The 20434-nt window shown below is 67.9% G+C and carries 18 protein-coding genes and 1 pseudogene; 13 read left to right on the plus strand and 6 right to left on the minus strand.

The window, feature by feature from the left end:
• The first annotated feature begins 70 nt into the window (after positions 1–70).
• Positions 71–988 (plus strand): AraC family transcriptional regulator, encoded by a 918-nt coding sequence (locus ACSFA5_RS00375; RefSeq protein ID WP_435442018.1) that lies wholly within the window; start codon positions 71–73, stop codon positions 986–988.
• A gap of 49 nt (positions 989–1037) precedes the next feature.
• Here ACSFA5_RS00375 and ACSFA5_RS00380 read toward each other — a convergent pair whose 3' ends face one another.
• The 3 genes from ACSFA5_RS00380 to ACSFA5_RS00390 all read right to left on the minus strand — a co-directional run bounded on the left by ACSFA5_RS00380 (position 1038) and on the right by ACSFA5_RS00390 (position 6154).
• Positions 1038–2603, minus strand: coding sequence for a metallophosphoesterase (locus ACSFA5_RS00380; protein WP_435442019.1), 1566 nt, complete (start codon positions 2601–2603; stop codon positions 1038–1040).
• Entirely contained in the window at positions 2600–4873 is a 2274-nt protein-coding gene (locus tag ACSFA5_RS00385) for a hypothetical protein (RefSeq protein ID WP_435442020.1), read from the minus strand. The genes ACSFA5_RS00380 and ACSFA5_RS00385 overlap by 4 nt, the downstream gene beginning before the upstream one ends.
• A 372-nt stretch (positions 4874–5245) precedes the next feature.
• Positions 5246–6154, minus strand: a complete 909-nt coding sequence (locus tag ACSFA5_RS00390) for a LysR family transcriptional regulator (protein ID WP_435442021.1) — start codon at positions 6152–6154, stop codon at positions 5246–5248.
• Between the two features lie 176 nt (positions 6155–6330).
• On the opposite strand from ACSFA5_RS00390, the pseudogene ACSFA5_RS00395 reads away from it, so the two are divergent.
• The 10 genes and pseudogenes from ACSFA5_RS00395 to ACSFA5_RS00440 all read left to right on the plus strand — a co-directional run bounded on the left by ACSFA5_RS00395 (position 6331) and on the right by ACSFA5_RS00440 (position 14396).
• Positions 6331–7049, plus strand: a pseudogene (locus ACSFA5_RS00395) (pirin family protein).
• Positions 7050–7210: 161 nt separating this feature from the next.
• On the plus strand, positions 7211–7864 hold the full coding sequence (locus tag ACSFA5_RS00400; protein ID WP_435442022.1) for a hydrolase: 654 nt from the start codon (positions 7211–7213) through the stop codon (positions 7862–7864).
• A gap of 17 nt (positions 7865–7881) precedes the next feature.
• Positions 7882–8157 (plus strand): DUF1427 family protein, encoded by a 276-nt coding sequence (locus ACSFA5_RS00405; RefSeq protein WP_435442023.1) that lies wholly within the window; start codon positions 7882–7884, stop codon positions 8155–8157.
• Positions 8158–8285: 128 nt separating this feature from the next.
• Complete coding sequence (locus tag ACSFA5_RS00410; RefSeq protein WP_435442024.1) at positions 8286–10178, plus strand: amidohydrolase; 1893 nt, start codon at positions 8286–8288, stop codon at positions 10176–10178.
• A gap of 2 nt (positions 10179–10180) precedes the next feature.
• On the plus strand, positions 10181–10606 hold the full coding sequence (locus ACSFA5_RS00415) for a DoxX family protein (protein WP_435442025.1): 426 nt from the start codon (positions 10181–10183) through the stop codon (positions 10604–10606).
• The gene (locus ACSFA5_RS00420; RefSeq protein ID WP_435442026.1) at positions 10599–12197 is read left to right on the plus strand and encodes an MFS transporter; all 1599 of its coding nucleotides are present in this window, start codon (positions 10599–10601) and stop codon (positions 12195–12197) included. The genes ACSFA5_RS00415 and ACSFA5_RS00420 overlap by 8 nt, the downstream gene beginning before the upstream one ends.
• A gap of 28 nt (positions 12198–12225) precedes the next feature.
• The gene (locus ACSFA5_RS00425) at positions 12226–12783 is read left to right on the plus strand and encodes a Dps family protein (RefSeq protein ID WP_435442027.1); all 558 of its coding nucleotides are present in this window, start codon (positions 12226–12228) and stop codon (positions 12781–12783) included.
• Positions 12784–12800: 17 nt separating this feature from the next.
• Positions 12801–13421, plus strand: a complete 621-nt coding sequence (locus ACSFA5_RS00430; RefSeq protein WP_435442028.1) for an AraC family transcriptional regulator — start codon at positions 12801–12803, stop codon at positions 13419–13421.
• A 23-nt stretch (positions 13422–13444) separates the two neighbouring features.
• Entirely contained in the window at positions 13445–13762 is a 318-nt protein-coding gene (locus ACSFA5_RS00435) for a GNAT family N-acetyltransferase (protein ID WP_435442029.1), read from the plus strand.
• Between the two features lie 19 nt (positions 13763–13781).
• The gene (locus ACSFA5_RS00440) at positions 13782–14396 is read left to right on the plus strand and encodes an antibiotic biosynthesis monooxygenase (protein WP_435442030.1); all 615 of its coding nucleotides are present in this window, start codon (positions 13782–13784) and stop codon (positions 14394–14396) included.
• Here ACSFA5_RS00440 and ACSFA5_RS00445 read toward each other — a convergent pair.
• Positions 14387–15118 carry a YoaK family protein gene (locus ACSFA5_RS00445; RefSeq protein WP_435442031.1) on the minus strand — a complete coding sequence of 244 codons (732 nt, stop codon included), beginning with the start codon at positions 15116–15118 and terminating at the stop codon, positions 14387–14389. The two genes, ACSFA5_RS00440 and ACSFA5_RS00445, sit on opposite strands and share 10 nt — an antisense overlap.
• Before the next feature lie 230 nt (positions 15119–15348).
• Here ACSFA5_RS00445 and ACSFA5_RS00450 point away from each other — a divergent pair, with 230 nt between their 5' ends.
• Positions 15349–16800 carry a catalase gene (locus ACSFA5_RS00450; RefSeq protein ID WP_435442032.1) on the plus strand — a complete coding sequence of 484 codons (1452 nt, stop codon included), beginning with the start codon at positions 15349–15351 and terminating at the stop codon, positions 16798–16800.
• An 18-nt stretch (positions 16801–16818) separates the two neighbouring features.
• Here ACSFA5_RS00450 and ACSFA5_RS00455 read toward each other — a convergent pair whose 3' ends face one another.
• Both ACSFA5_RS00455 and ACSFA5_RS00460 read right to left on the minus strand, forming a co-directional pair.
• The gene (locus tag ACSFA5_RS00455; RefSeq protein WP_435442033.1) at positions 16819–18375 is read right to left on the minus strand and encodes an amidase; all 1557 of its coding nucleotides are present in this window, start codon (positions 18373–18375) and stop codon (positions 16819–16821) included.
• Positions 18375–19364 (minus strand): Bug family tripartite tricarboxylate transporter substrate binding protein, encoded by a 990-nt coding sequence (locus ACSFA5_RS00460; RefSeq protein ID WP_435442034.1) that lies wholly within the window; start codon positions 19362–19364, stop codon positions 18375–18377. The genes ACSFA5_RS00455 and ACSFA5_RS00460 overlap by 1 nt, the downstream gene beginning before the upstream one ends.
• Positions 19365–19516: 152 nt before the next feature.
• On the opposite strand from ACSFA5_RS00460, the gene ACSFA5_RS00465 reads away from it, so the two are divergent.
• The gene (locus ACSFA5_RS00465; protein WP_435442035.1) at positions 19517–20431 is read left to right on the plus strand and encodes a LysR family transcriptional regulator; all 915 of its coding nucleotides are present in this window, start codon (positions 19517–19519) and stop codon (positions 20429–20431) included.
• Positions 20432–20434 lie beyond the last annotated feature (3 nt).

The following is a 20434-nucleotide window of genomic DNA, read 5'->3' on the forward strand; positions in this document are numbered from 1 at the left end:
TTTCATGGGCCGACGGGTGCCGATGACCCGTGTCATCACGGGGCAAGCCTGGCGGCATAACATGCGCCCGATGCCGCCGACCACCTGCCACGACACCCGCTTCGGCCAGCGCCTGGCCAGGCAGTACGGGGTCGATGCGGTGCCCTCGCTGGTCACCACCTCGCGTTGGGGCTCGGAGTTCGGCATCGCGCGCATGCACTACGACCAGCCGCACCTGTTCGTGCTGCCCCCGTTGCCGAGCGAAGACGCCTTTCTGCTGCGCGTGGAAATCGCCTCGGGCGGCAGCCGGCGCATCAGCAAGGGCGGCACCACGCAGCAACTCGGCCTGCAACAGGAGGGCGCCTTCCACATCACCGACCTGTCGGAGTGCGCCTCGGCCTATGTGTGCAGCCCCTTCAGTTCCATGCTGTTCCACATGCCTCGCGCGACCATCGACGCTTTCGCGCAAGAGATGGACGTGCCGCGCGTCGGCGCGCTGCGCTGCGAGGCCGGCACCGTCGACACGGTGGTGGCCAGCCTGGCGCGCGCCATGCTGCCGGCGCTGATGCAGCCGGAAGCTGCAAGCACCCTGTTCGTCGACCACCTCACGCTGGCGCTGAAGGCGCACGTGCTGCATGCCTACGGCGGGGTGGCGGGCGCGCCGAATGCCGAGGCGCGCGGCCTCGCCCCGTGGCAGGAGCGCCGTGCCAAGGCGTTCCTGCTGGCGCACCTGGCAGGCGACGTGTCGCTGGCCGAGGTGGCGCGCGAGTGCGCGCTGTCGCGCAGCCATTTCAGCAAGGCCTTCAAGCAGAGCACCGGGCAGACGCCGCACGCATGGCTGGTGGCGCAACGCGTCGAGGCGGCGCGCCGGCTGCTGGGCGAGGCCGAACTGCCGATCGCGGAGATTGCCGCGGCCTGCGGCTTCGCGGACCAGAGCCACCTGACGCGGGTGTTTTCCGCGCAGATGGGCACGTCGCCGGCGCGCTGGCGGCGGCTGAACGCCCGTTGAATGCGCGTCGGGCGAATGGCGGTCGGGTCTGACAGGCCGGAAGACCGGATCAGCGGGCGTCTAGACACGTGCCGGCCGATGCAATGGCCTCGCCTGCCGTGTTCCTCGACCATGTCATCACCGTGGCGCCTGGTTTGCTTTCATAGGGTGGCACGGCCACGAAGGTGTAGCACGCCGGAAGATCCTCCGGCTGCAGGTCAAGCACAGACCGTTTGGCCTGCCCGTTTGCATTGCGGAGAATGGCGTCGATCTGCTCGGCACTCGCAACGCGCTGGAATGCGCCCGTATTCACGAAACTGACCTGCTTGACCCCGCCCGGCATCCTCGCAAGCGTGACAGCGGTGGCGGGCACCGCGCGGTGCGTGTGACCGTATACATAGAGGGACGCGGCACGTTCCCCAGGGCGCTGGATCCTGGGCAAGACTTCTTCCAGATACCTTGCAAGCAGTTTCCGATCGCTGACCAACAATGCCTTCACGCCCGCGCCAAGCGTTCCGCCGCCCATGGTCGGGCACTTCGGCCCTTTTGCCGAGACTTGCTTGGCGCCGCACAAGGCATCGATCTCGATCTCGGTCAACGCGTTGCGCTCGAGAAAAAGAACCTCTTTCGACAGGGCCTCGCTGGCCTTTGCACTCAATGCCGGCGCGTCCTTGAGGAGGGGCAGGAAAAATGCGACGGGCTTCTCGCGCACCGCCGCGTAGTTCCACTTGACGGCGGTGCCGTTGGTTCCAAGAGCGATGGCCCCCTGCCTGAGAGACTGCTGAAAGAGAAAGAATCGGAAGAACTTTCCTACCGCGGCAGCCGAAGACGACAAGCCAGCCTGTTCAACGGCATATTGCAGTCCGGCCTTCTCGTCGGAGAGGTTGTCGACGATGGGAAAGACTTCCTCGTACTGGTTGTAGAACTGCTGCACCATGTTCTCGCCCCACGGCTTGCGCAGATACGAGACGCCGTCGCGGTCCACGAACGGGCTGGGCCATTTCCCGAACTTGTTGACATCGTCGAACTGATGACCGTGGTCGGCGTAGATGGCGCCGTCCGCCGAAAGCCAATAGCCAGCGGTCAGCACTTCGACCCTTGTCCCCGCGAAACGATCCAGCAATGTCCTGCGGACTTCGTTGAAGAGCAGTGCGGCGTCGTGATTGCCCGGAATGAAGTAGACGCGGTTGTCGCCGGCCGAGCCGAATTTCCTGATCGATTCAACGAAGTCGGGGTGCTGCTTTAGCGTGTACTCGAGTCTGGCCACTGCCTCCTTCTCGCTGCAGCCGATCTCGGTGTCGTCGTCATGGCAGTCCGGAACAGTGCAGCCAGGATTCGCCAAGTCGCCGGAGCAGGTCATCGAAGGCGACTGCCAGAGTTCGAAGACGTCACCGACAAGCACAAGGTCGGTCTTGCCCTTGCCCTGCGCATCGACGAAATCCAGAAACTTGTCGAACTCGGGCTGCCAGCGGAAGTCCTCGATGTTTCGCCATTTTCCCTGGGGCGTGCGGCCTGCGCCGACGTGCAGGTCGCTGACGAAGACAGCTTGACGGTCGGATGAAGCCCATGCCGCCGTGCTTGCCCAGAACAGCATGGCGAAAACAAGAAGATGCAGGCGAAATGTCAGTGGTTTCATGGTGCGGCTCTCTTGATCGGCGCGCAGATGCGCTGGAAGGGATTGCCGATGAGGATGTACTTCAATGCCTCGCCGGTGAACTCATAGGTCTTCTCTCCCCATCGCTTGCCTTTTTCGGTGGACCACAGGCATTGGGTGGTCAGCGCATGAGCTTGTCCAATGGTCAGGTCCGAGCTCTGTGCCAGGACCGACTTGAAGCAGTCGACATAGGCGGCCGCGAGCTTTCCGGAGATGGCCGATGTCGTCGCCACGGTAGACGCGACGCCGCGCTCGGCGAGTACCCCGACCGGCGTTTGATCGTTGATGTGATCCAGCGAAATGCGACAGGCGTTGAGGATCGCAATCGAGTTGCCATTGAATGAGCGCTCGATTCGCCCCGGCCTGACTTCCCCTTTGCCCTCTTGGAAATACAGGCGATTGGTGTCGTGGTGTCCAAGGTATGCGAAGACGAACGACTGTGAAGAGTCCTCGCCCTGATTCAGCCATGCACGCAGATTGGTCAACTCGAAGCTGTCGTAAGCGGCTTCACCTTCGTTCAACCAGTTTTTCTCCATGCCGTTCAGCGCGACCATCGCGTCTTTGAGCGGCCCGTCTTCGAGATCGGTGTTGTTCAGCGGAAGCGCGAAGTGCCAGTCCGCTGGACAAGACGTACCGCCCTTGACACTTTGCCCGCTGAGCAACAGGGACAGAGCGAAGCGTTCTCCGAGGTAGACGGCCTTGCTCTCGTCGGTGTCATAGATGCCGACGGCAGCCATCGGCAGCACGAGACTGGAATACCTCGGTTGCTGATTCCTGCTGCTGCTGAAGACACGCGTGACCATGGTTGGAGGTGTATCGCCATCCTTGTAGTCGGCCTTGCGCAGGATGATTTTTCTCGCCAGCGCCGCGCGTTCGCGGTTGCCTTGTGCCGCAGCCACGTCTTCGTCGGGCCCCGCGCGCGCTGGACGGAAAAGCGTGCTCCCCAAGTCGATGCCGAGTTCGAGCAGCTTGTCGCCAGGCACGGTGTCTACGGACTGAGCGGCTCTTGCTGTCGCAACGAGGCTCTCCAGGCCCGGCCAACTGGTCTTGGTTCGCCAGCTGACAAGGCTGCGGACGCCAGTGTCCGGATCGTTGAACCAAAGCTCTGCGATCACCTTGGCAGCTTCATGTTGCGTGTCTGTCGTCTTCAGGTCGTAGAAGAAAAGTGCCAGGTCGAACGGCGCGCTCTGTGCATGAAACAGATTGCTGGCGCCCGCATCGAGCTGGACACTTTGCGGCCATGGCTTTCCGGGTGTGATGTCGACGATGAGGGATTCCAGTGGATAACCCGTGGTGCGATCGACAAGGGTGATGCCCACCTGATGCGTGCCGTTCCTCTTCGCAATGAAGCTGAAGTTGAACTCAGCGATCGTCGCCTTTCGTATGACGTCGAGGATCGCCATGCCCTCTCCCGGGCGCGGCCGGGACTCGGGTTTGAGCAGCAGATCGCGAACGGACGCCAGATCGATCTTGAAGGATGTGAAATCGTTCCCGGGCACGATCTCCAGGCGATCGTCGTCCACGGAATGGATCACCACGTCGACGTCGAATTCGGGACGCAAGGGGTCTTCGGCTGCAGCCTTCAGCGCTCGCAGCGTTTCGCTCGAGACGGCCGTCGTGCCAACCCGCTCGAACAAGGACGCAAGATCGAGCGTCGACAAGCGGAACTGCAACCGATGCCTGGTGCCCAGCGCCAGTTCGCCCTCTTCGGGTTGGGGCACGGGATCGGAACCCTCTCTCATGTCCAGCCAGTAGTTCCACAGTACGGCGTCTTCGACAAATCCTTGCTTCGGACGGGGCGACGCGGTGGCGTCCAACGGTGGCAAGGAGGCATCTGTGTCTTGCCCTTCCGATCGGGCGGCAAGGCTGAAATTTTGCAAGGCGTGGTTCGATCGCCATCGCCGAGAACTCAACGACGTGACACCTGTTGAAGTGGCGAACTCGCGTGGCTTCGATGATGCGACTTCCGTTTCGGGAGTTGGTGGCGGTGCAGGCTCGGAGGACGGCGTTCCCGGCAAGGCGCTTGCTGCCTGAGGCACGGTCGCGCCCGATTCGGGCGTCGCGACCGATGCGCGGGGGCGCGAGTCCGCCACCGGCGGCGGGAGGTTCGGCGGCAGGGGCTTGTTGGGCAAGAGCGCCCACACCGCCAGTGCAATGCAGGCGGCGGCGAGCGCCCCGATCAAAAGGACATCGGGATCCGCCACCCATTCGTGGACTGCCTTGATGGATCCTCCGGAACCTATCGCAGCCACCGCGCTGCTCCCGTTGCCTCGATCAATCCCTTCGACGACGCATCACTGGCCGATTCGCAGTCGGGGTTCACGCGCGGCCCCTTGCGGACCCTGCCGTGAACCGTATCGAGATGGCCTATATTGCTGTTGACGCATCTGCCCTTCATCGCGTTCCTGCCTTTCAAGGCTGCCGCCGGCCTTCTCGGTGCGAGAGGGCCAAACTTGCCGCGACGTGTTCGTTTCCGTGTCGTGTCTGCGCCCACGCAGATTCTTCGACGTCTCGTTCGGCTGATGCTGCGAGCTTCGTTGCGGCGCGGCCATACCTAAAACGAGGGATTTGGTCGCGAATGCCTGTTGTGGTAGGCCAGTGTGCCCATTCGGGCCGCTAGATCTTCACACCGACCGCGGCAACAACGCCGGCACCAGCTGCCGGTTGAGCTGCTTCACCCACCACTTCAGCGCCTGTCCCATCACGCCGGTCTTCCACGCCAGCCAGAAGGCCTCGGGCGCGCGCGGCTCCTCGGTCTGCAGCTCGATCAGCGTGCCGCGCGCCAGCTCGCCCGCGATGCAGGCGCGCGGCAGAAAGCCGTGGCCGAGGCCGGCCACCTGGCAGGCGATCTTCGCGGTCATGGACGGCACCGCGATGCGCGACTGGCCCGCGAGCAGGCCCACGGTGCGGTCCGACAGCGTGCGGGCGCTGTCGCTCACCACGATGGCGTTGTGCTCCAGCAGGTCGCCGCGCTGCAGCGGGTGCGTCACGCGGGCCAGCGCATGCGTGGGCGCCACGCAGAAGGCGAAGGCCAGGCTGCCCACCATCACGGCCTGGTAGCCGCCGCCGGCCGGCCCTTCGCCCGCGGCGATGACGACGTCGGCGCGGCCCTCGCGCAGCGCCTCCCAGCTGCCGGTGAGCGCCTCGCAGCCGATGCGCAGCCGCGTGCCGCAGCGCAGCGCTTCGAAGGCGCGCATGTCGTCGATGAGCGCCTGCGTGGGAATGAGCGAGTCGTGCACCAGCCGCAGCTCCGACTCGAAGCCGGTGGCGATCTGCCGCATGCGCGATTCCAGGTCGCTCGCGGCGCCCAGCAGCCAGCGTCCCTCCTTGAGCATTTCGCTGCCCGCGGCAGTGAGCGTCACGCGCGGGCCGTTGCGCTCGAACAGCTGCATGCCCAGCTGCTCCTCGAGCTTGCCGACCGCGTACGAGATGGTGGAGGGCACCTTGTTCAGGCGCGCGGCGGCGGCCGCGAACGAGCCGTGGCGGTCGATGGCGTCGACCACCTCGATGGCTTCCAGGCTGAGTTTGACCACGTGTCGTTCCTTCGAAAAAGCGGTGCGGATCAATGATCGAAAAAATCGATCATAGACGGCAAAAGGTTTCGCCAACAGCCCCTGCATGAAGCCCGAAGATTCATCCCATGCCTCGGAACTTCCTCCGAAGCCAATTGTGAATTCAATCGAATTCAAACACCGCCAAGGAGTGAATCATGTTGGACATTCGCAGCGCCGCCGACCGTGGCATCGCAGACTTCGGCTGGCTCAAGTCGCGCCACACCTTCTCGTTCGGCCACTACCACGACCCTGAGCAGGAAGGTTTTTCCGACCTGCTGGTGATCAACGACGACCGCGTCACGCCCGGCCGCGGCTTCGGCACCCATCCGCACCGCGACATGGAAATCTTCTCGTACGTGCTGGACGGCGCGCTCGAGCACAAGGACTCGATGGGCACGGGCTCGGTCATCCGCCCCGGCGACGTGCAGATGATGAGCGCCGGCACCGGCGTGCGCCACAGCGAGTTCAACTCGTCGGCCACCGAGCCGCTGCACTTCCTGCAGATCTGGATCGTGCCGGGCGCCAAGGGCGTGGCGCCGCGTTACCAGCAGGTGCACTTCGCGCCGCAAGACAAGCGCGGCCGCCTGCGCCTGATCATTTCGCCGGACGGCACCGACGGCTCGCTCGCGGTGCACCAGGACGCCCGTGTGTACGCCGGCCTGTTCGACGGCGACGAGACCGCCTCGCTGGCCTTCGGCCCCGAGCGCAACGTTTATGCCACGTGGCACGCGGCAGCGTGGAGGTCAACGGCCAGCGCATGTCCGAAGGCGACGGCGCCCGGATGCGCAACGCGCAGCAGATCGACCTGGCGCGCGGCGAGGGTGCCGAGGTGCTGGTGTTCGACCTGCGCCCGAACGAGCTGCCCGCCTTCTGAGCGGCGGCAAATGTCCAAACGGCCTCATTAATCGACAAGACATGCACCCTCGCTGAAACGAGGATGCATGCCAAGGCCCACGACCGTTTTTCACGGGGCGACGTCCCCTTCTTTCTTCCTGCTTCTTGCTTCTCTCATTCACCTCATCACGGAGTTTCCTCATGTCCATCCAAGCCACCCCCACCGCCGGCGCCAAGCTCCTCACCCCCAAGGACCACACGCTGGTGATGATCGACTTCCAGTCGCAGATGGCCTTTGCCACGCACTCGATCGAAGCCATCACGCTGCGCAACAACGCCGCACTCGTGGCCAACGCGGCCGCCGGCTTCGGCGTGCCGACCATCCTGACCACCGTGGCCGAGAAGAGCTTCTCGGGCCCGATGTTCAGCGAGATCGCCGACGCCTTCCCCGGCCAGAAGATGCTCGACCGCACCTCGATGAACACCTGGGAAGACGCGGCCGTCATCGCGCGCATCAACGAGATCGGCAAGCCGCGCATCGTGCTGTCGGGCCTGTGGACCGGCGTGTGCATCGTGGGTCCGGCGCTGTCGGCCATCGACCAGGGCTTCGAGGTGTACGTGATCGCCGACGCCTGCGGCGATGTGTCGGCCGAGGCGCACAACCGCGCGATGGACCGCATGGTGCAGGCCGGCGCGCAGCCCATGACCTCGCTGCAGTACCTGCTGGAGCTGCAACGCGACTGGGCCCGCACCGACACCTACGAGATGACCACCGGCATCGCCAAGAAGTTCGGCGGCGCCTACGGCCTGGGCGTGACCTACGCCAAGGCCATGTTCGGCGCGCACGAAGGCTGAACCCCGCGGTGACCAAGATGAAGCCCTACGTTCTGTCGCTCGCGCTCGGCCTGCTGGTCGGCGTGATCTACGCACTGTTCCAGGTGCGCTCGCCGGCCCCGCCGGTCATCGCCCTCGTGGGGCTTCTCGGCATCCTGCTCGGCGAGCAACTGCCGCCGCTCATCAAGAGCGTGCTCAAGCCGCAGGCGACCGCGACCTCATGGCTGCAGCACCAGGTCAAGCCGCACGTGTTCGGCGAGCTGCCGCAATGCGCCAAGACCGAGCCGGGCGCCGCCGCGCGCAAGGACGCATGAGCGACCCGCTCGACGAACAACGCCGCCGGCTGTGCCTGGGCACGCTCGGCGCGGCCGCCCTCGCCGGAACGGCGAGCGCTCAAACCACCGGGACCGCAACGGCCCAGACCACTCCAAGGACACCCCACATGGCTGGCTCCACCGCCCCCGACCTCATCCTGCACAACGGCCGCTTCACCACGCTGGACCGCGCCAACCCCACGGCCAGCGCCGTGGCCATCCAGGACGGCCGCTTCCTGCGCGTGGGCCGCGGTGAAGACGTGCTGCCGCTGGCCGGCAGCGCCACCCGCGTGGTCGACCTGCAGGGCAAGACCGTGCTGCCCGGTCTCATCGACAATCACATCCACATCATTCGCGGCGGGCTCAACTACAACCTCGAGCTGCGCTGGGACGGCGTGCGCAGCCTGGCCGACGCCATGGGCATGCTCAAGCGCCAGGTCGCCATCACGCCCGCGCCGCAATGGGTGCGCGTGGTGGGTGGCTTCACCGAGTACCAGTTCGCTGAAAAGCGCCTGCCGACCATCGAAGAGCTGAACGCCGTGGCGCCCGACACGCCCGTGTTCATCCTGCACCTGTACGACCGCGCGCTGCTCAACGGCGCCGCCCTGCGCGCCGTGGGCTACACCCGCGACACGCCCGCGCCCCCCGGCGGCGAGATCGTGCGCGACGGCGCCGGCAACCCCACCGGTCTGCTGCTGGCCAAGCCCAACGCGTCCATCCTGTATGCCACGCTGGCCAAGGGCCCGAAGCTGCCGCTGGACTACCAGGTCAACTCCACGCGCCACTTCATGCGCGAGCTGAACCGCCTGGGCGTGACCGGCGCCATCGACGCGGGCGGCGGCTTCCAGAACTACCCCGACGACTACCAGGTGATCCAGCAGCTGGCCGACGCCGGGCAGCTGACCATTCGCCTGGCCTACAACCTGTTCACGCAGAAGCCCAAGCAGGAAAAGCAGGACTTCCTGAACTGGACGGCCACGTCGAAATACAAGCAGGGCGACGACTACTTCCGCCACAACGGCGCGGGCGAGATGCTGGTGTTCTCGGCCGCCGACTTCGAGGACTTTCGCCAGCCGCGCCCCGACATGGCGCCCGAGATGGAAGGCGAGCTCGAAGAGGTGGTGCGCGTGCTGGCGCAGAACCGCTGGCCGTGGCGCCTGCATGCCACGTACGACGAAACCATCGATCGCGCGCTCGACGTGTTCGAGAAGGTCAACCAGGACACGCCGCTGACCGGCCTGAACTGGTTCTTCGACCACTGCGAAACCATTTCCGAGAAGTCGATCGACCGCATCGCGGCGCTGGGCGGCGGCATTGCCGTGCAGCACCGCATGGCCTACCAGGGCGAATACTTCGTGGAGCTCTACGGCGCCGGTGCGGCCGAGGCCACGCCGCCCGTCAAGCGCATGCTGGAGAAGGGCGTGAACGTGTCCGCCGGCACCGACGCCACGCGCGTGGCCTCTTACAACCCGTGGGTGTCGCTGTCGTGGCTGGTCACGGGGCGCACCGTGGGCGGCATGCAGCTCTACCCGCAGCGCAACTGCGTGGACCGCGAGACCGCGCTGCGCATGTGGACCGAGAAGGTCACCTGGTTCTCCAACGAGGTCGGCAAGAAGGGCCGCATCGAGGCCGGCCAGCTGGCCGACCTGGTGGTGCCCGACCGCGACTTCTTCGGCTGCGCCGAATCGGACATCGCCGACACCACCGCGCTGCTGACGATGGTGGGCGGCAAGGTGGTCTACGGCGCCGGCCCTTTCGCGCCGCTGGACGAAGGCACTCCCCCCGCAGCCATGCCTGACTGGTCGCCCGCGCGCACCTTCGGGGGCTACGGCGGCTGGGCCGACACGAAGGAAGGCGCACCGCTGCAGAAGGCAATGCGCAATGCAGCAGCCGCCTGCGCCTGCGCCAACGACTGCAACGTGCACGGCCACCGGCACGCCACGGCCTGGAGCAGCAAGCTGCCGATTGCCGACCTGAAGAGCTTCTGGGGCGCGCTGGGTTGCGCCTGCTGGGCGGTATGAAGATGAGCACTTCACGCACGTCAGGCACTGCCGGCTGGCAGCCCGCCCCCTTCCTGCGCTGGGCGGCCTTGCTGCTGCTGTGCGCCGCCTACCTGCAGGGCGGCCTGAACAAGGCGCTGGACTTCGGCTCGGCCATCGCCGAGATGAACCACTTCGGCGTGTCGCCCGCGGCGCCCATGGCGGCGGTGGTGATCGTGCTGGAGCTGGGCGCCTCGGTGCTCATCCTCACGGGCTTCTACCGCTGGCTGGGCGCGCTGGCGCTGGGGGCGTTCACGCTGTTCGCCACCTTCGTGGCGCTGCGCTTCTGGCAGCTGCCGGTGGGGCAGGAACGCTTCATGGCCGCGAACTCGTTCTTCGAGCACCTCGGGCTGGTCGGCGGCTTCGTGCTGGTGGCCTGGCACGACCTGAAGGAGCGTGCGCATGGCTGAGGCGGCCCACGCCGCAGCGCCTGCAAAGCCCGCCGGCAGCTTCGCGCCGCTGCGACAGCCGGTCTTCGCCGTGCTGTGGGCCGCCACCGTGCTGGGCAACATCGGCAGCTTCATGCGCGACGTGGCCAGCTCGTGGCTGGTGACCGACCTGTCGGCCAGCCCCACGGCGGTGGCGCTCATTCAAACGGCCGCCACGCTGCCGATCTTTCTGCTGGCCATTCCGGCGGGCGTGTTGTCGGACATCCTGGACCGCCGCCGCTTTCTGATCTTCGTGCAGCTGGTGCTGGCCAGTGTCAGCGGCACGCTGCTGGTGCTGTCGCACACCGGGTCGCTCACCGTCGAATACCTGATCGGGCTGACCTTCGTCGGCGGCATCGGCGCGGCGCTGATGGGGCCGACCTGGCAGTCGATCGTGCCCGAGCTGGTGCCGCGGTCCGACCTGAAGAGCGCGGTGGCGCTGAACTCGCTGGGCATCAACATCGCGCGCTCCATCGGGCCGGCCGCGGGCGGGCTGATATTGGCGAGCTTCGGCGCGGCCATGACCTACGGTGCCGACGTGCTGAGCTATGTGTTCGTCATTGCGGCGCTGCTGTGGTGGAAGCGGCCGGCCGCCGTGGACAGCGGCCTGTCGGAGAACTTTCTTGGCGCCTTTCGCGCCGGCCTGCGCTACACGCGCGCCAGCAAGGAGCTGCACCGCGTGATGCTGCGCGCGGCCGTGTTCTTCCTGTTCTCGAGCTCGGTGTGGGCGCTGCTGCCGCTGGTGGCGCGCCAGATGCTGGGCGGCACCGCCGGCTTCTACGGCGTGCTGCTGGGCGCGGTGGGCGCGGGCGCCATCGCCGGTGCGCTGGTCATGCCGAGGCTGCGCGCGCGGCTGGACGCCGACGGGCTGGTGCTGCTTGCCTCGGTGATCACCGCCGCAGTAATGGCCGCGCTGGTGTTCGCGCCGCCCAAGTGGCTGGCGGTGCTGCTGCTGTTGCTGCTGGGCCTGGGCTGGATCATTGCGTTGACCACGCTCAACGGCGTGGCGCAAGCGATCTTGCCGAACTGGGTGCGCGGGCGCGGGCTGGCCGTGTACCTCACCGTGTTCAACGGTGCGATGGCGGCGGGCAGCCTGGGCTGGGGCCTCATTGCACAGGAAGTCGGCGTGCCTTACACGCTGGTGGCCGGCGCGGTCGGCCTCGTCATCGTGGCGCTGCTGTTCCATCGCGCAAAGCTGCCCACGGGCGAGTCGGACCTGCAGGCCTCCAACCACTGGCCCGAGCCGCTGGTGGCGGAGCCCGTCGCGCACGACCGGGGCCCGGTGATGGTCCAGGTCGAGTACCGCATCCGCAAGGAAGACCGCCCGGCCTTTCTCGACGCCATGAAGCGCCTTTCGCTGGAGCGCCGCCGCGACGGCGCCTATGCCTGGGGCGTGACAGAGCACACCGGCGACGCCGAGCGCGTGATGGAGTGGTTCCTCGTGGAGTCGTGGGCCGAGCACCTGCGCCAGCACCACCGCGTGTCGAATGCCGACGCCGACCTGCAGGGCGAGGCCGTGCGCTTCCACATCGGGCCCGAGAAACCCGTGGTGCATCACTTTCTTTCTCTCTGAAACCCAAGGAACTCCAAGGAACAACCTCATGGCCACCTCCAAACCCGTCAAGACAGCCAAGTCCGTGAAGGCACTGGCCAGCAGCACCAAGGCACGCCGCACCGCGTCGCTGCACACGCCCAGCGACCTGGGCGCCGACGCCACGCGCGACATTTCGGCGGCGCTCAACGTGCTGCTGGCCGACGTGTTCGCGCTGTACTTCAAGACCAAGAACTTCCACTGGCACATGTCGGGCCCGTCGTTTCGCGACTACCACCTGCTGCTCGACGAGCAGGCCGACCAGATCTTCGCCACGGTCGACCCCATCGCCGAGCGCGTGCGCAAGGTTGGCGGCACCACGTTGCGTTCCACCGGCCATGCCGCGCGGCTGCAGCGCCTGTCCGACAACGACGCCGACTTCGTGACGCCCATCGGCATGCTGGCCGAGCTGCGCGAGGACAACCAGCGCCTGGCCGGCTTCATGCGCGCCACGCACACGGCGTGCGACGAACACGGCGACGTGGCAAGCGCCAGCCTGCTGGAGAACTGGATCGACGAGGCCGAGCGGCGCACGTGGTTCCTGTTCGAGTCGGCGCGCCAGGGCTGAGGCGGCGGTCTCTCACGATGCACGCGAGTGGCGCCTACGGCGATCTGCTCGGACAGTATTTCGAACTGCCGTGCGCGCCCGCGCTCGTCATGCGGCCGGCACTCGCGCTGGCCGCGGCATCCACGGCACCCGCGACGCCGTTCGCCGTCACGCGCATCACCTGCCTGCCCCACCAGTTGGGCATGAAGCTGGAGATTCCGGCCGAAGACGCCTTCCTGGTCACGCTGCATCTGGTCGGCGTGGCGCACCACGAACTCTGGATGCGCGGGCGGCCCTCGGTGGTGCGCGCCTACGCGCCGGGCGCGATCAGCATCGTCGACCTGCGCGACGAGGTGGCGAGCTACCTCGGTACGCCGCTGGACGCGCTGCAGTTCTACGTGCCGCATGCGCTGGTGCATGCGGTGGCGCACGCCGCGGGCCTGGCGCGCGTGAGCGGCCTGGCCTGTGCGCCGGGCCTGGTCGACCCCGTGATGTGCAACCTGGGCGCGGCCGTGCTGGCCCTGTTCGAGCGGCACGAGGCCGAAGGCTCGGCGGTGCAGCAGCACCTGGCCCTGGCCATCTGCGCCCACCTGGTGCACCGGTTCGGAAACAATGCCGACACCAAGTCAGCAGCGCGGCAACTGCCGCACCTGCATTGAAGCGCCCTTATCGAGAACCTTTCATGACCACTTCTTCTTCTCCCTCTGCCGTTCAGGACAACCCCGCGAAGCACCGCTTCGAATACGCGTCGCAGGGCGAACGCGCGGTCGCCATCTATTCGCTGGACGGCGACGTCATCACCTTCATCCACACCCTGGTGCCCGAGGCGCTGCAAGGGCAGGGCATTGCGAAGCAACTCGTGCTGGCGGGCCTGGCCTCTGCGCGCGAGCGCGGGCTGCGCGTGATTCCGCAGTGCCCCGTGTTCGCCGCCTACATGCGTACGCATCCCGAGACGCACGACCTGCTGGCCGAAGAAGGCCGCACGCTGCTCGGCCTTTGAAGACCCGAGGAGTGCACGCATGACCGACGACGAACGTCACCCCGGGCTGCGCACCGCCACGCTGGACGAGATCGTCGGGCGCGCGTTGCCCGGCGCCGAGACCGTCACCGCCGTGATCCGGCAGACGGTCAGGCGCGAGTCCGTGGCCACCTACGAGCAATGGCTGAAGAAGGTGGTGCCGATCGCCGCGCGCTTTCCGGGGCACCGCGGCGTGAACGTCATCCACCCGGCGGCGGGCGGCCTGCAGTACACCGTCACCATCCGCTTCGATTCGCTCGCGCATGCGCAGGACTGGTTCGCCTCCGCGGCGCGCCGGCAATTGGTCGAAGAGGTGGCCCCGCTGCTCGACGCCGACGAGACGGTCGAGACGCGCACCGGCCTGGAGTTCTGGTTTCACCCACCGGCCGGGCAGCCGCCGGCCAGGCGCTACAAGCAGTTCCTGCTGACGCTGTCGGTGATCTACCCGTTGACCGTGGCAGTGCCGGCGGTGTTTCACCGGTTGCTCGCGCCGGTGCCGGTCGTGTCGAATGACTGGGTCGAACACCTGTTCGCCTCGGCGGCCATCGTCGCGCTGATGGTGTACGTCGTCATGCCGAGGTACACGCGTCTGATGGCGCGCTGGCTCTACAAGTGACCCGCTGAGGCCTTCAGTGCCGGCGGCGCCGCTGGCGCAGTGGGGTCGCCCTCGTGCGTGCTGCGCTGGAGCACCACCGACAGCGCGGCCAGCACGGGCGGCACCGCGAAGCACCACACGCTCCATCGCGCGTAGATCAGCGCCGCCGCCGCGCAGCCGGCGGCGAACCAGGCCACGGCCAGCGCCATGCGCCGCATGCGGGTGCGCACGGCGGCGGCTTCTTCGGGCGCCTGTTCGCCGCGCAGCAGGTCGGCCAGGTCGACCATCACCTGCGTGGTCGTGCCGGTCATCAGGGTGGTCGGCGGCGCGCTGCCCAGGTGGATGCGGTGCACCGCGTTCTGAATCGCCATGGCCGACACCAGCACCAGGCCCGCGAGCATCGCGGTTGCGCTGTCGCCGTCGGCGAACGGGCCGTAGTGGATGGCGAGGATGCCGCCCGCCAGCAGCAGCACGGTCTTGATGACGAGCATCGTGCGCAGCACCGGCAGGCCGTAGCGCGGCAGGCCGTAGCTCAGCCAGCGCGCGAGCATCACCACCACGCAGAACACCGGCAGCGCCAGCAGCTTGGTGATCGCGCCCGAGCTGCCGTGCACCAGCGCCGCGCCGATGGTCACGAAGTTGCCCGTCACGTGCGCGGTGAACAGGCCGTGCAGCGCCAGGAAGCCCGCGGTGTCGACGAAGCCGCCGTTGAGGCTCATGAGCTGGGGCAGGGTGGGTTTCATGGAAAGACCTTCACGTGGGGGCGACGAGGAAGCAGGGGCACACGGTACGAATGGTGCGCCCTGTCGCCGGTGCGGTCTTGTCGTGTTGGCGTGTGCTTTGCACATTCGCCTGTCCGTGGCGCGCGGGCACGGTGTTCAACCCGCACGACTCTTCTTCAAGACGCTCCGGCCGCGCCGCGGTACACATTGCCATGGGCATCCGCCCCGAGCCACCGACCAAAGCCAATCCCATGCCCCCCGAAAGCAGCAGGCCGCCCACCCTGACCACCGCAGGCGGCGCGCCCGTGGCGAACAGCCAGCACTCGATCACCGCGGGTCCGCACGGGCCGATCCTGCTGCAGGACTACCAGATGGCCGAGAAGCTCGCCTACCTGGCGCGCGAGCGCATTCCCGAGCGGGTGCTGCACGCCAAGGGCGCCGCCGCGTTCGGCACGCTGCGCATCACCGGAGACATTGCGCGCCACACCCGCGCGCACGTGTTGCAGCCGGGGCAAAGCACGCCGGTGCTGGTGCGCTTCTCGGGCCTGACCGGTGAGCGCGGCAGCGCCGATGCCGAGCGCGACATGCGCGGCTTCGCGCTCAAGGCCTACACGCAGGAAGGCAACTGGGACCTGGTCGGCAGCCACCTGCCAGTGGCCTGCATCCGCGACCCGCAGAAGTTTCCCGACCTGGTGCGCGCGCTGAAGCGCCACCCCGTCAGCCACCTGCGCTCGCCCACCGCCATCTGGGACTTCTGGTCGCTCTCGCCGGAAAGCATGCACCAGATCGTGATGCTGTTCTCCGACCGCGGCCTGCCGCTCGGCTACCGCCACATGCACGGCTACGGCGCGCACGCCTTCGGGCTCATCAACGCGGCCAACGAGCGCACCTGGGTCAAGTTCCACCTGAAGACGCAGCAGGGCATTCGCCACCTGACCAACGCGCAGGCGCGCGAAGCCATTGCCGACGACCGCGAAAGCGCGCAGCGCGACCTGTTCGAGGCCATCGAGCGCGGCGAGCACCCGCGCTGGGCATTGCATGTGCAGCTGATGAGCGAGGCGCAGGCACAGGCGCAGAGCCTGCCCTTCAACCCCTTCGACCCCACCAAGGTGTGGCCGCAGGACGCGTTTCCGCTGGTCGAGCTCGGCGTGCTCACGCTGGACGCCAACCCCGACAACTACTTCGCGCAGGTGGAGCAGGCCACCTTCGACCCGGCGCACCTGGTGCCGGGCATCTGCATCTCGCCCGACAAGCTGCTGCAGGGGCGGCTGCTGGCCTATGCCGACGCGCAGCGCTACCGCGTGGGCACGCACCACGCGGCGCTGCCGGTGAACCGGCCAAGGTCCGAAGTGCACACCTACCACGCCGACGGCGCCATGCGCTTGGACGTGCCGGCGCGCACCGACGCCTACTACGAGCCCAACTCCTTCGGCGGCCCGCGCCCCGACCGGCGGCTGGCGGAGCCCGCGCTGCCGCTCGGCGGCGATGCCGCGCGCTTCGACGACCGCCAGGGGCTGGGCGACTACGCGCAGGCCGCCGCGCTGTACCGGCGCATGGACGACGGCGAGCGGCAGCGGCTGGCCGCGAACATCGCGGCGTCGATGCACGGCGTGCCCGAGACCATCCAGCGCCGGCAGATCGCGCACTTCGGGCTGGTGGATGCTGCGTTGGGCGATGGCGTGGCGGCGCACCTGCTGCGCTGAACGGTCGAGCGCCAGACCTCAGACGGCCGACACGGCGGCGGCCACCGAGCCCGCGCTGCTGTAGATCGGCGGTGTCCTGACGATCGACGTCAGCGCAGGTTCGGCCACGCGAAGCGCCGACAGGTCGGGCCTGGGGCGGCGCAACTGCGCATGCCCCGAAAAGGCCTGTTCCATGGCCCGCGCCGCGCCCAGCACCTGGTGGTCGGCCCTGAAGCCGCCCACCACCTGCAGCCCGAACGGCATGCCCGCGTGGTCCAGCCCGCAGGGCAGCGAAATGGCGGGGTGCGTGGTCAGCGTGACCACATAGGTCAGCGCCAGCCAGCGGTAGTAGTTGGCCTGCGGCTCGCCGTTGATGTGGCTGGCGTACGGCTGCGTCCAGGGAAAGGGCGTGACCGGTGTGGTGGGCGACAGCACCAGGTCGTAGTCGGCGAAGGTGGCCTGGAAGCGCTTGAGCAGGCGCGTCTGCTCAGCCTGCGCCCAGGCGCTGTCGAGCAGGCTCATGCGCGCGCCCATCTCGTAGTTGGCGCGCGGGTTCGCGCCCAGGCTCTCGGGGTCGCGCTCGTAGGCCGCGTGCATGCCGGCCACGAAGGCCTCGGCGCGCAGCACGTCGAAGCAGCGGTGCGCCTCGCCCAGGTCGAACTCGACCTTGTCGCAGCGCCGGAACAGGTGCCGCATGGCCTCGATCTTCTGGCGGAAGGCGCCTCGGATGCCGTCGTCCACGGCGCAGGTGCCGAAGTCTTCGGTCCACGCCACGCGCAACGTGGACAGGTCGACATGCGCGGGCGCCAGGAAGGACAGCGGGTCCAGCGGATAGGTGAGCGGGTCGCCGGCGTGCATGCCGGCGGAGGCCGCCAGCTGCAGGCAGGCGTCGTCCACGGTGCGGCCCATGGGGCCGACCACCGAGATGGGCGTCCAGCCCAGCGGCTTGCGCACGCTGGGCACCACGCCGGGCGAAGGCCGGAAGCCCACCACGCCGCACTTGGCCGCCGGAATGCGCAGCGACCCGCCGGTGTCCGAGCCGGTGCACACGGGCAGCATGTCGCAGGCCAGCGCGGCCGCGGAGCCGCCGGACGAGCCCCCGGCGTTGAGGTTCGGATCGAACGGGTTGCCGGTGGCGCCCCACACCTCGTTGCGCGAGTTGGCGCCCGCGCCCATCTCGGGCACGTTGGTCTTGCCTGCCACGACGGCGCCCGCGCGGCGCAGGCGTGCCACGAGCTCGATGTCTTCCGTCGGCACATGGTCGCGGTAGATGGCGGAGCCCCAGGTCGTGAGCAGGCCCTCGGTGGGCTCCAGGTCCTTCACGCCCAGCGGCAGGCCGTGCAGCAGGCCGAGCGTGTCGCCGCGCATCACGGCGCGTTCCGCCGCGGCGGCTTCGGTGCGCGCGCGCTCGAAGCAGGTCGCGGTCACGGCGTTGACGAAGGGGTTCACCCGCTCGATGCGCGCAATGCAGGCCTCCAGCAGCTCCACGGGCGAGACCTGCTTGGTGCCGATCAGGCGGCGCAATTCGACGGCGGATTGTTCGACGAGTTCGGTGCCCGCTGCGCCTGGGTCGTGCGGTGTGTGCGTCGGGTTCATCAGTCGGCCGTGATGTTCGCGCGCGCCGCCACGGCGCGCATCACCGGCAGTTCGCGGTTGATGAGCTCGCTCGTCGCGGCGGCGTTGCTGTAGGCCGGCTCCAGGCCCTGGGCCAGCAGCTTGGCGCGGGTGTCGGGGTCGGCAATGGTCACGGCCAGCGCCTTCTCGAGCCTCGCCTTCACGTCGGCGGGCAGGCCCTTGGGGGCCACCAGCGCGAGCCAGGTGTCCATGTCGATGCCGGGGTAGCCGCTCTCGGCCATGGTGGGCACGTCGGGCAGCAGCGCGGAGCGCTTGGCGGTGGTGAGGGCGATGGCCTTGATCTTGCCGCTCTTGAGCTGCGGAATCGCCGCGCTCACGGTGTCGATGCTGAACGGAATCTGCCCGCCCATGAGGTCGGTCATGGCCGGGGCGCTGCCCTTGTAGGGCACGTGCGTCATCTTCAGGCCGGCGGCATGCAGCACGCTTTCGCCGGCGAACTGCGCGGTGGTGCCGGTGCCGAAGGAGCCGTACGAGTACTTGCCGGGCGAGGCCTTCACGTAGTCGACGAACTGCTTCACGGTCTTCACCGGCACGTCGCTGTTGGCCAGCAGGATGAGGCCGGTGCGCCCGGCGATGCCGATCGGCTCGAACCCCTTTACCGGGTCGTACGGCAGGTTGGGGCGAATAGCGGGGTTCACGGTGAAGGTGGTGCCCGAGCTGACCAGCAGCGTGTAGCCGTCGGGCGCCGCCTTCGACACGTAGCTGGCGCCGATCACGGTGCCCGCGCCCGCGCGGTTCTCGATGACCACCGGCTGGCCCAGCTCCTTGCCGAGCCGCTGCGCGATGACGCGGCCGTTGACGTCGGTCGCGCCCCCGGGCGGAAACGGAATGACCAGCGTGATCGGGCGCGTCGGGTAGGCCGTCTCGGCGGCCGCGGCGGTGAGCGGCACGGCGCCGAGTTCAAGGCCGCACAGCAGTGCCATGCCGGCCATGAGAGGGAGACGGTTCATCGGGCAACTCCTGGAAATCGAGGGAACCTGGGGGAAGGGCAAGCTCATCCTAGGAGCCGCAGGCAGCTGCCACAAGCGCAATGTTTAGAATCCTGCGTTGCCGAATCGGCAATCGACACGGGTCGCTCCAGGCCTTGCCTACAGGGAACTTCATGCCGCTTCGCGCCTTGCAGGAAACCGCCGTGCGCTACTTTCTCGAGGTCGTGAAAACCGGCTCCGTGAAGGAGGCCGCGCTCAGGCTCAACGTCGCGCCCTCGGCCGTGAGCCGGCAGGTGGCACGGCTGGAGCGCGAGCTCGACACGCTGCTGTTCGACCGCCACGCGCGCGGCATGGTGCCCAATGCCGCCGGCGAGCTGCTGGCCGCGCATGCCAAGCGGGCGCAGCACGACATCGAGCGGGTCGCCAACGACATCGCCGGCCTGCGCGGCCTGCGCAGCGGGCATGTGCGCGTGGCGAGCACCGAGGGCTTCGCGTTCGACTTCATTCCCACGCTGATCGCGCGCTTCCGGCGCAAGCACGAGGGCATCCGCTTCCACCTGGAGGTGTGTTCGCCCGGCGACATTTCCAGGCGGGTGCGCGACGGCGAGTCCGACGTGGGCATCACCCTGAGCGCGGCGCCCGAGCCCGGCATCGAGATCGAGCTGCGGCACCCCAGCCCCATCCTTGCCGTGATGGCCAAGGACCATCCGCTGGCCGTGCAGCGCCAGCTGGCGCTGCGCCAAGTGGTGGCGTATCCGCTGGGGCTGCCGCAGGAAGACAGCTCGATACGGCGCCTGCTGGACGCCAGCTGCGCCCGGCAGGGGCTGCGCTATGCGCAGGCCATGTCCAGCAACCATGCGAATGCGCTGCTGAGCTTCGCGGCGGCCGGCGGCGGCAGCATCGCCTTCTATGGCGCGCTGTCGATGCGCACGCTGCTGCAGAGCAAGGCGCTGGTGGCCCTTCCCCTGAAAGACCGCGAGATGAACGAGCGCCACCTGGCGATCGAGACCATGGCCGGCCGGCCGCTGCCCGATGCGGGCAAGGCCTTCGTTCGCTTCCTGGTGGAGGCCGTGAAGGCCACGGGTTGACGC

The organism is Variovorax monticola, from assembly GCF_051216855.1.
GTDB lineage: Bacteria > Pseudomonadota > Gammaproteobacteria > Burkholderiales > Burkholderiaceae_C > Variovorax.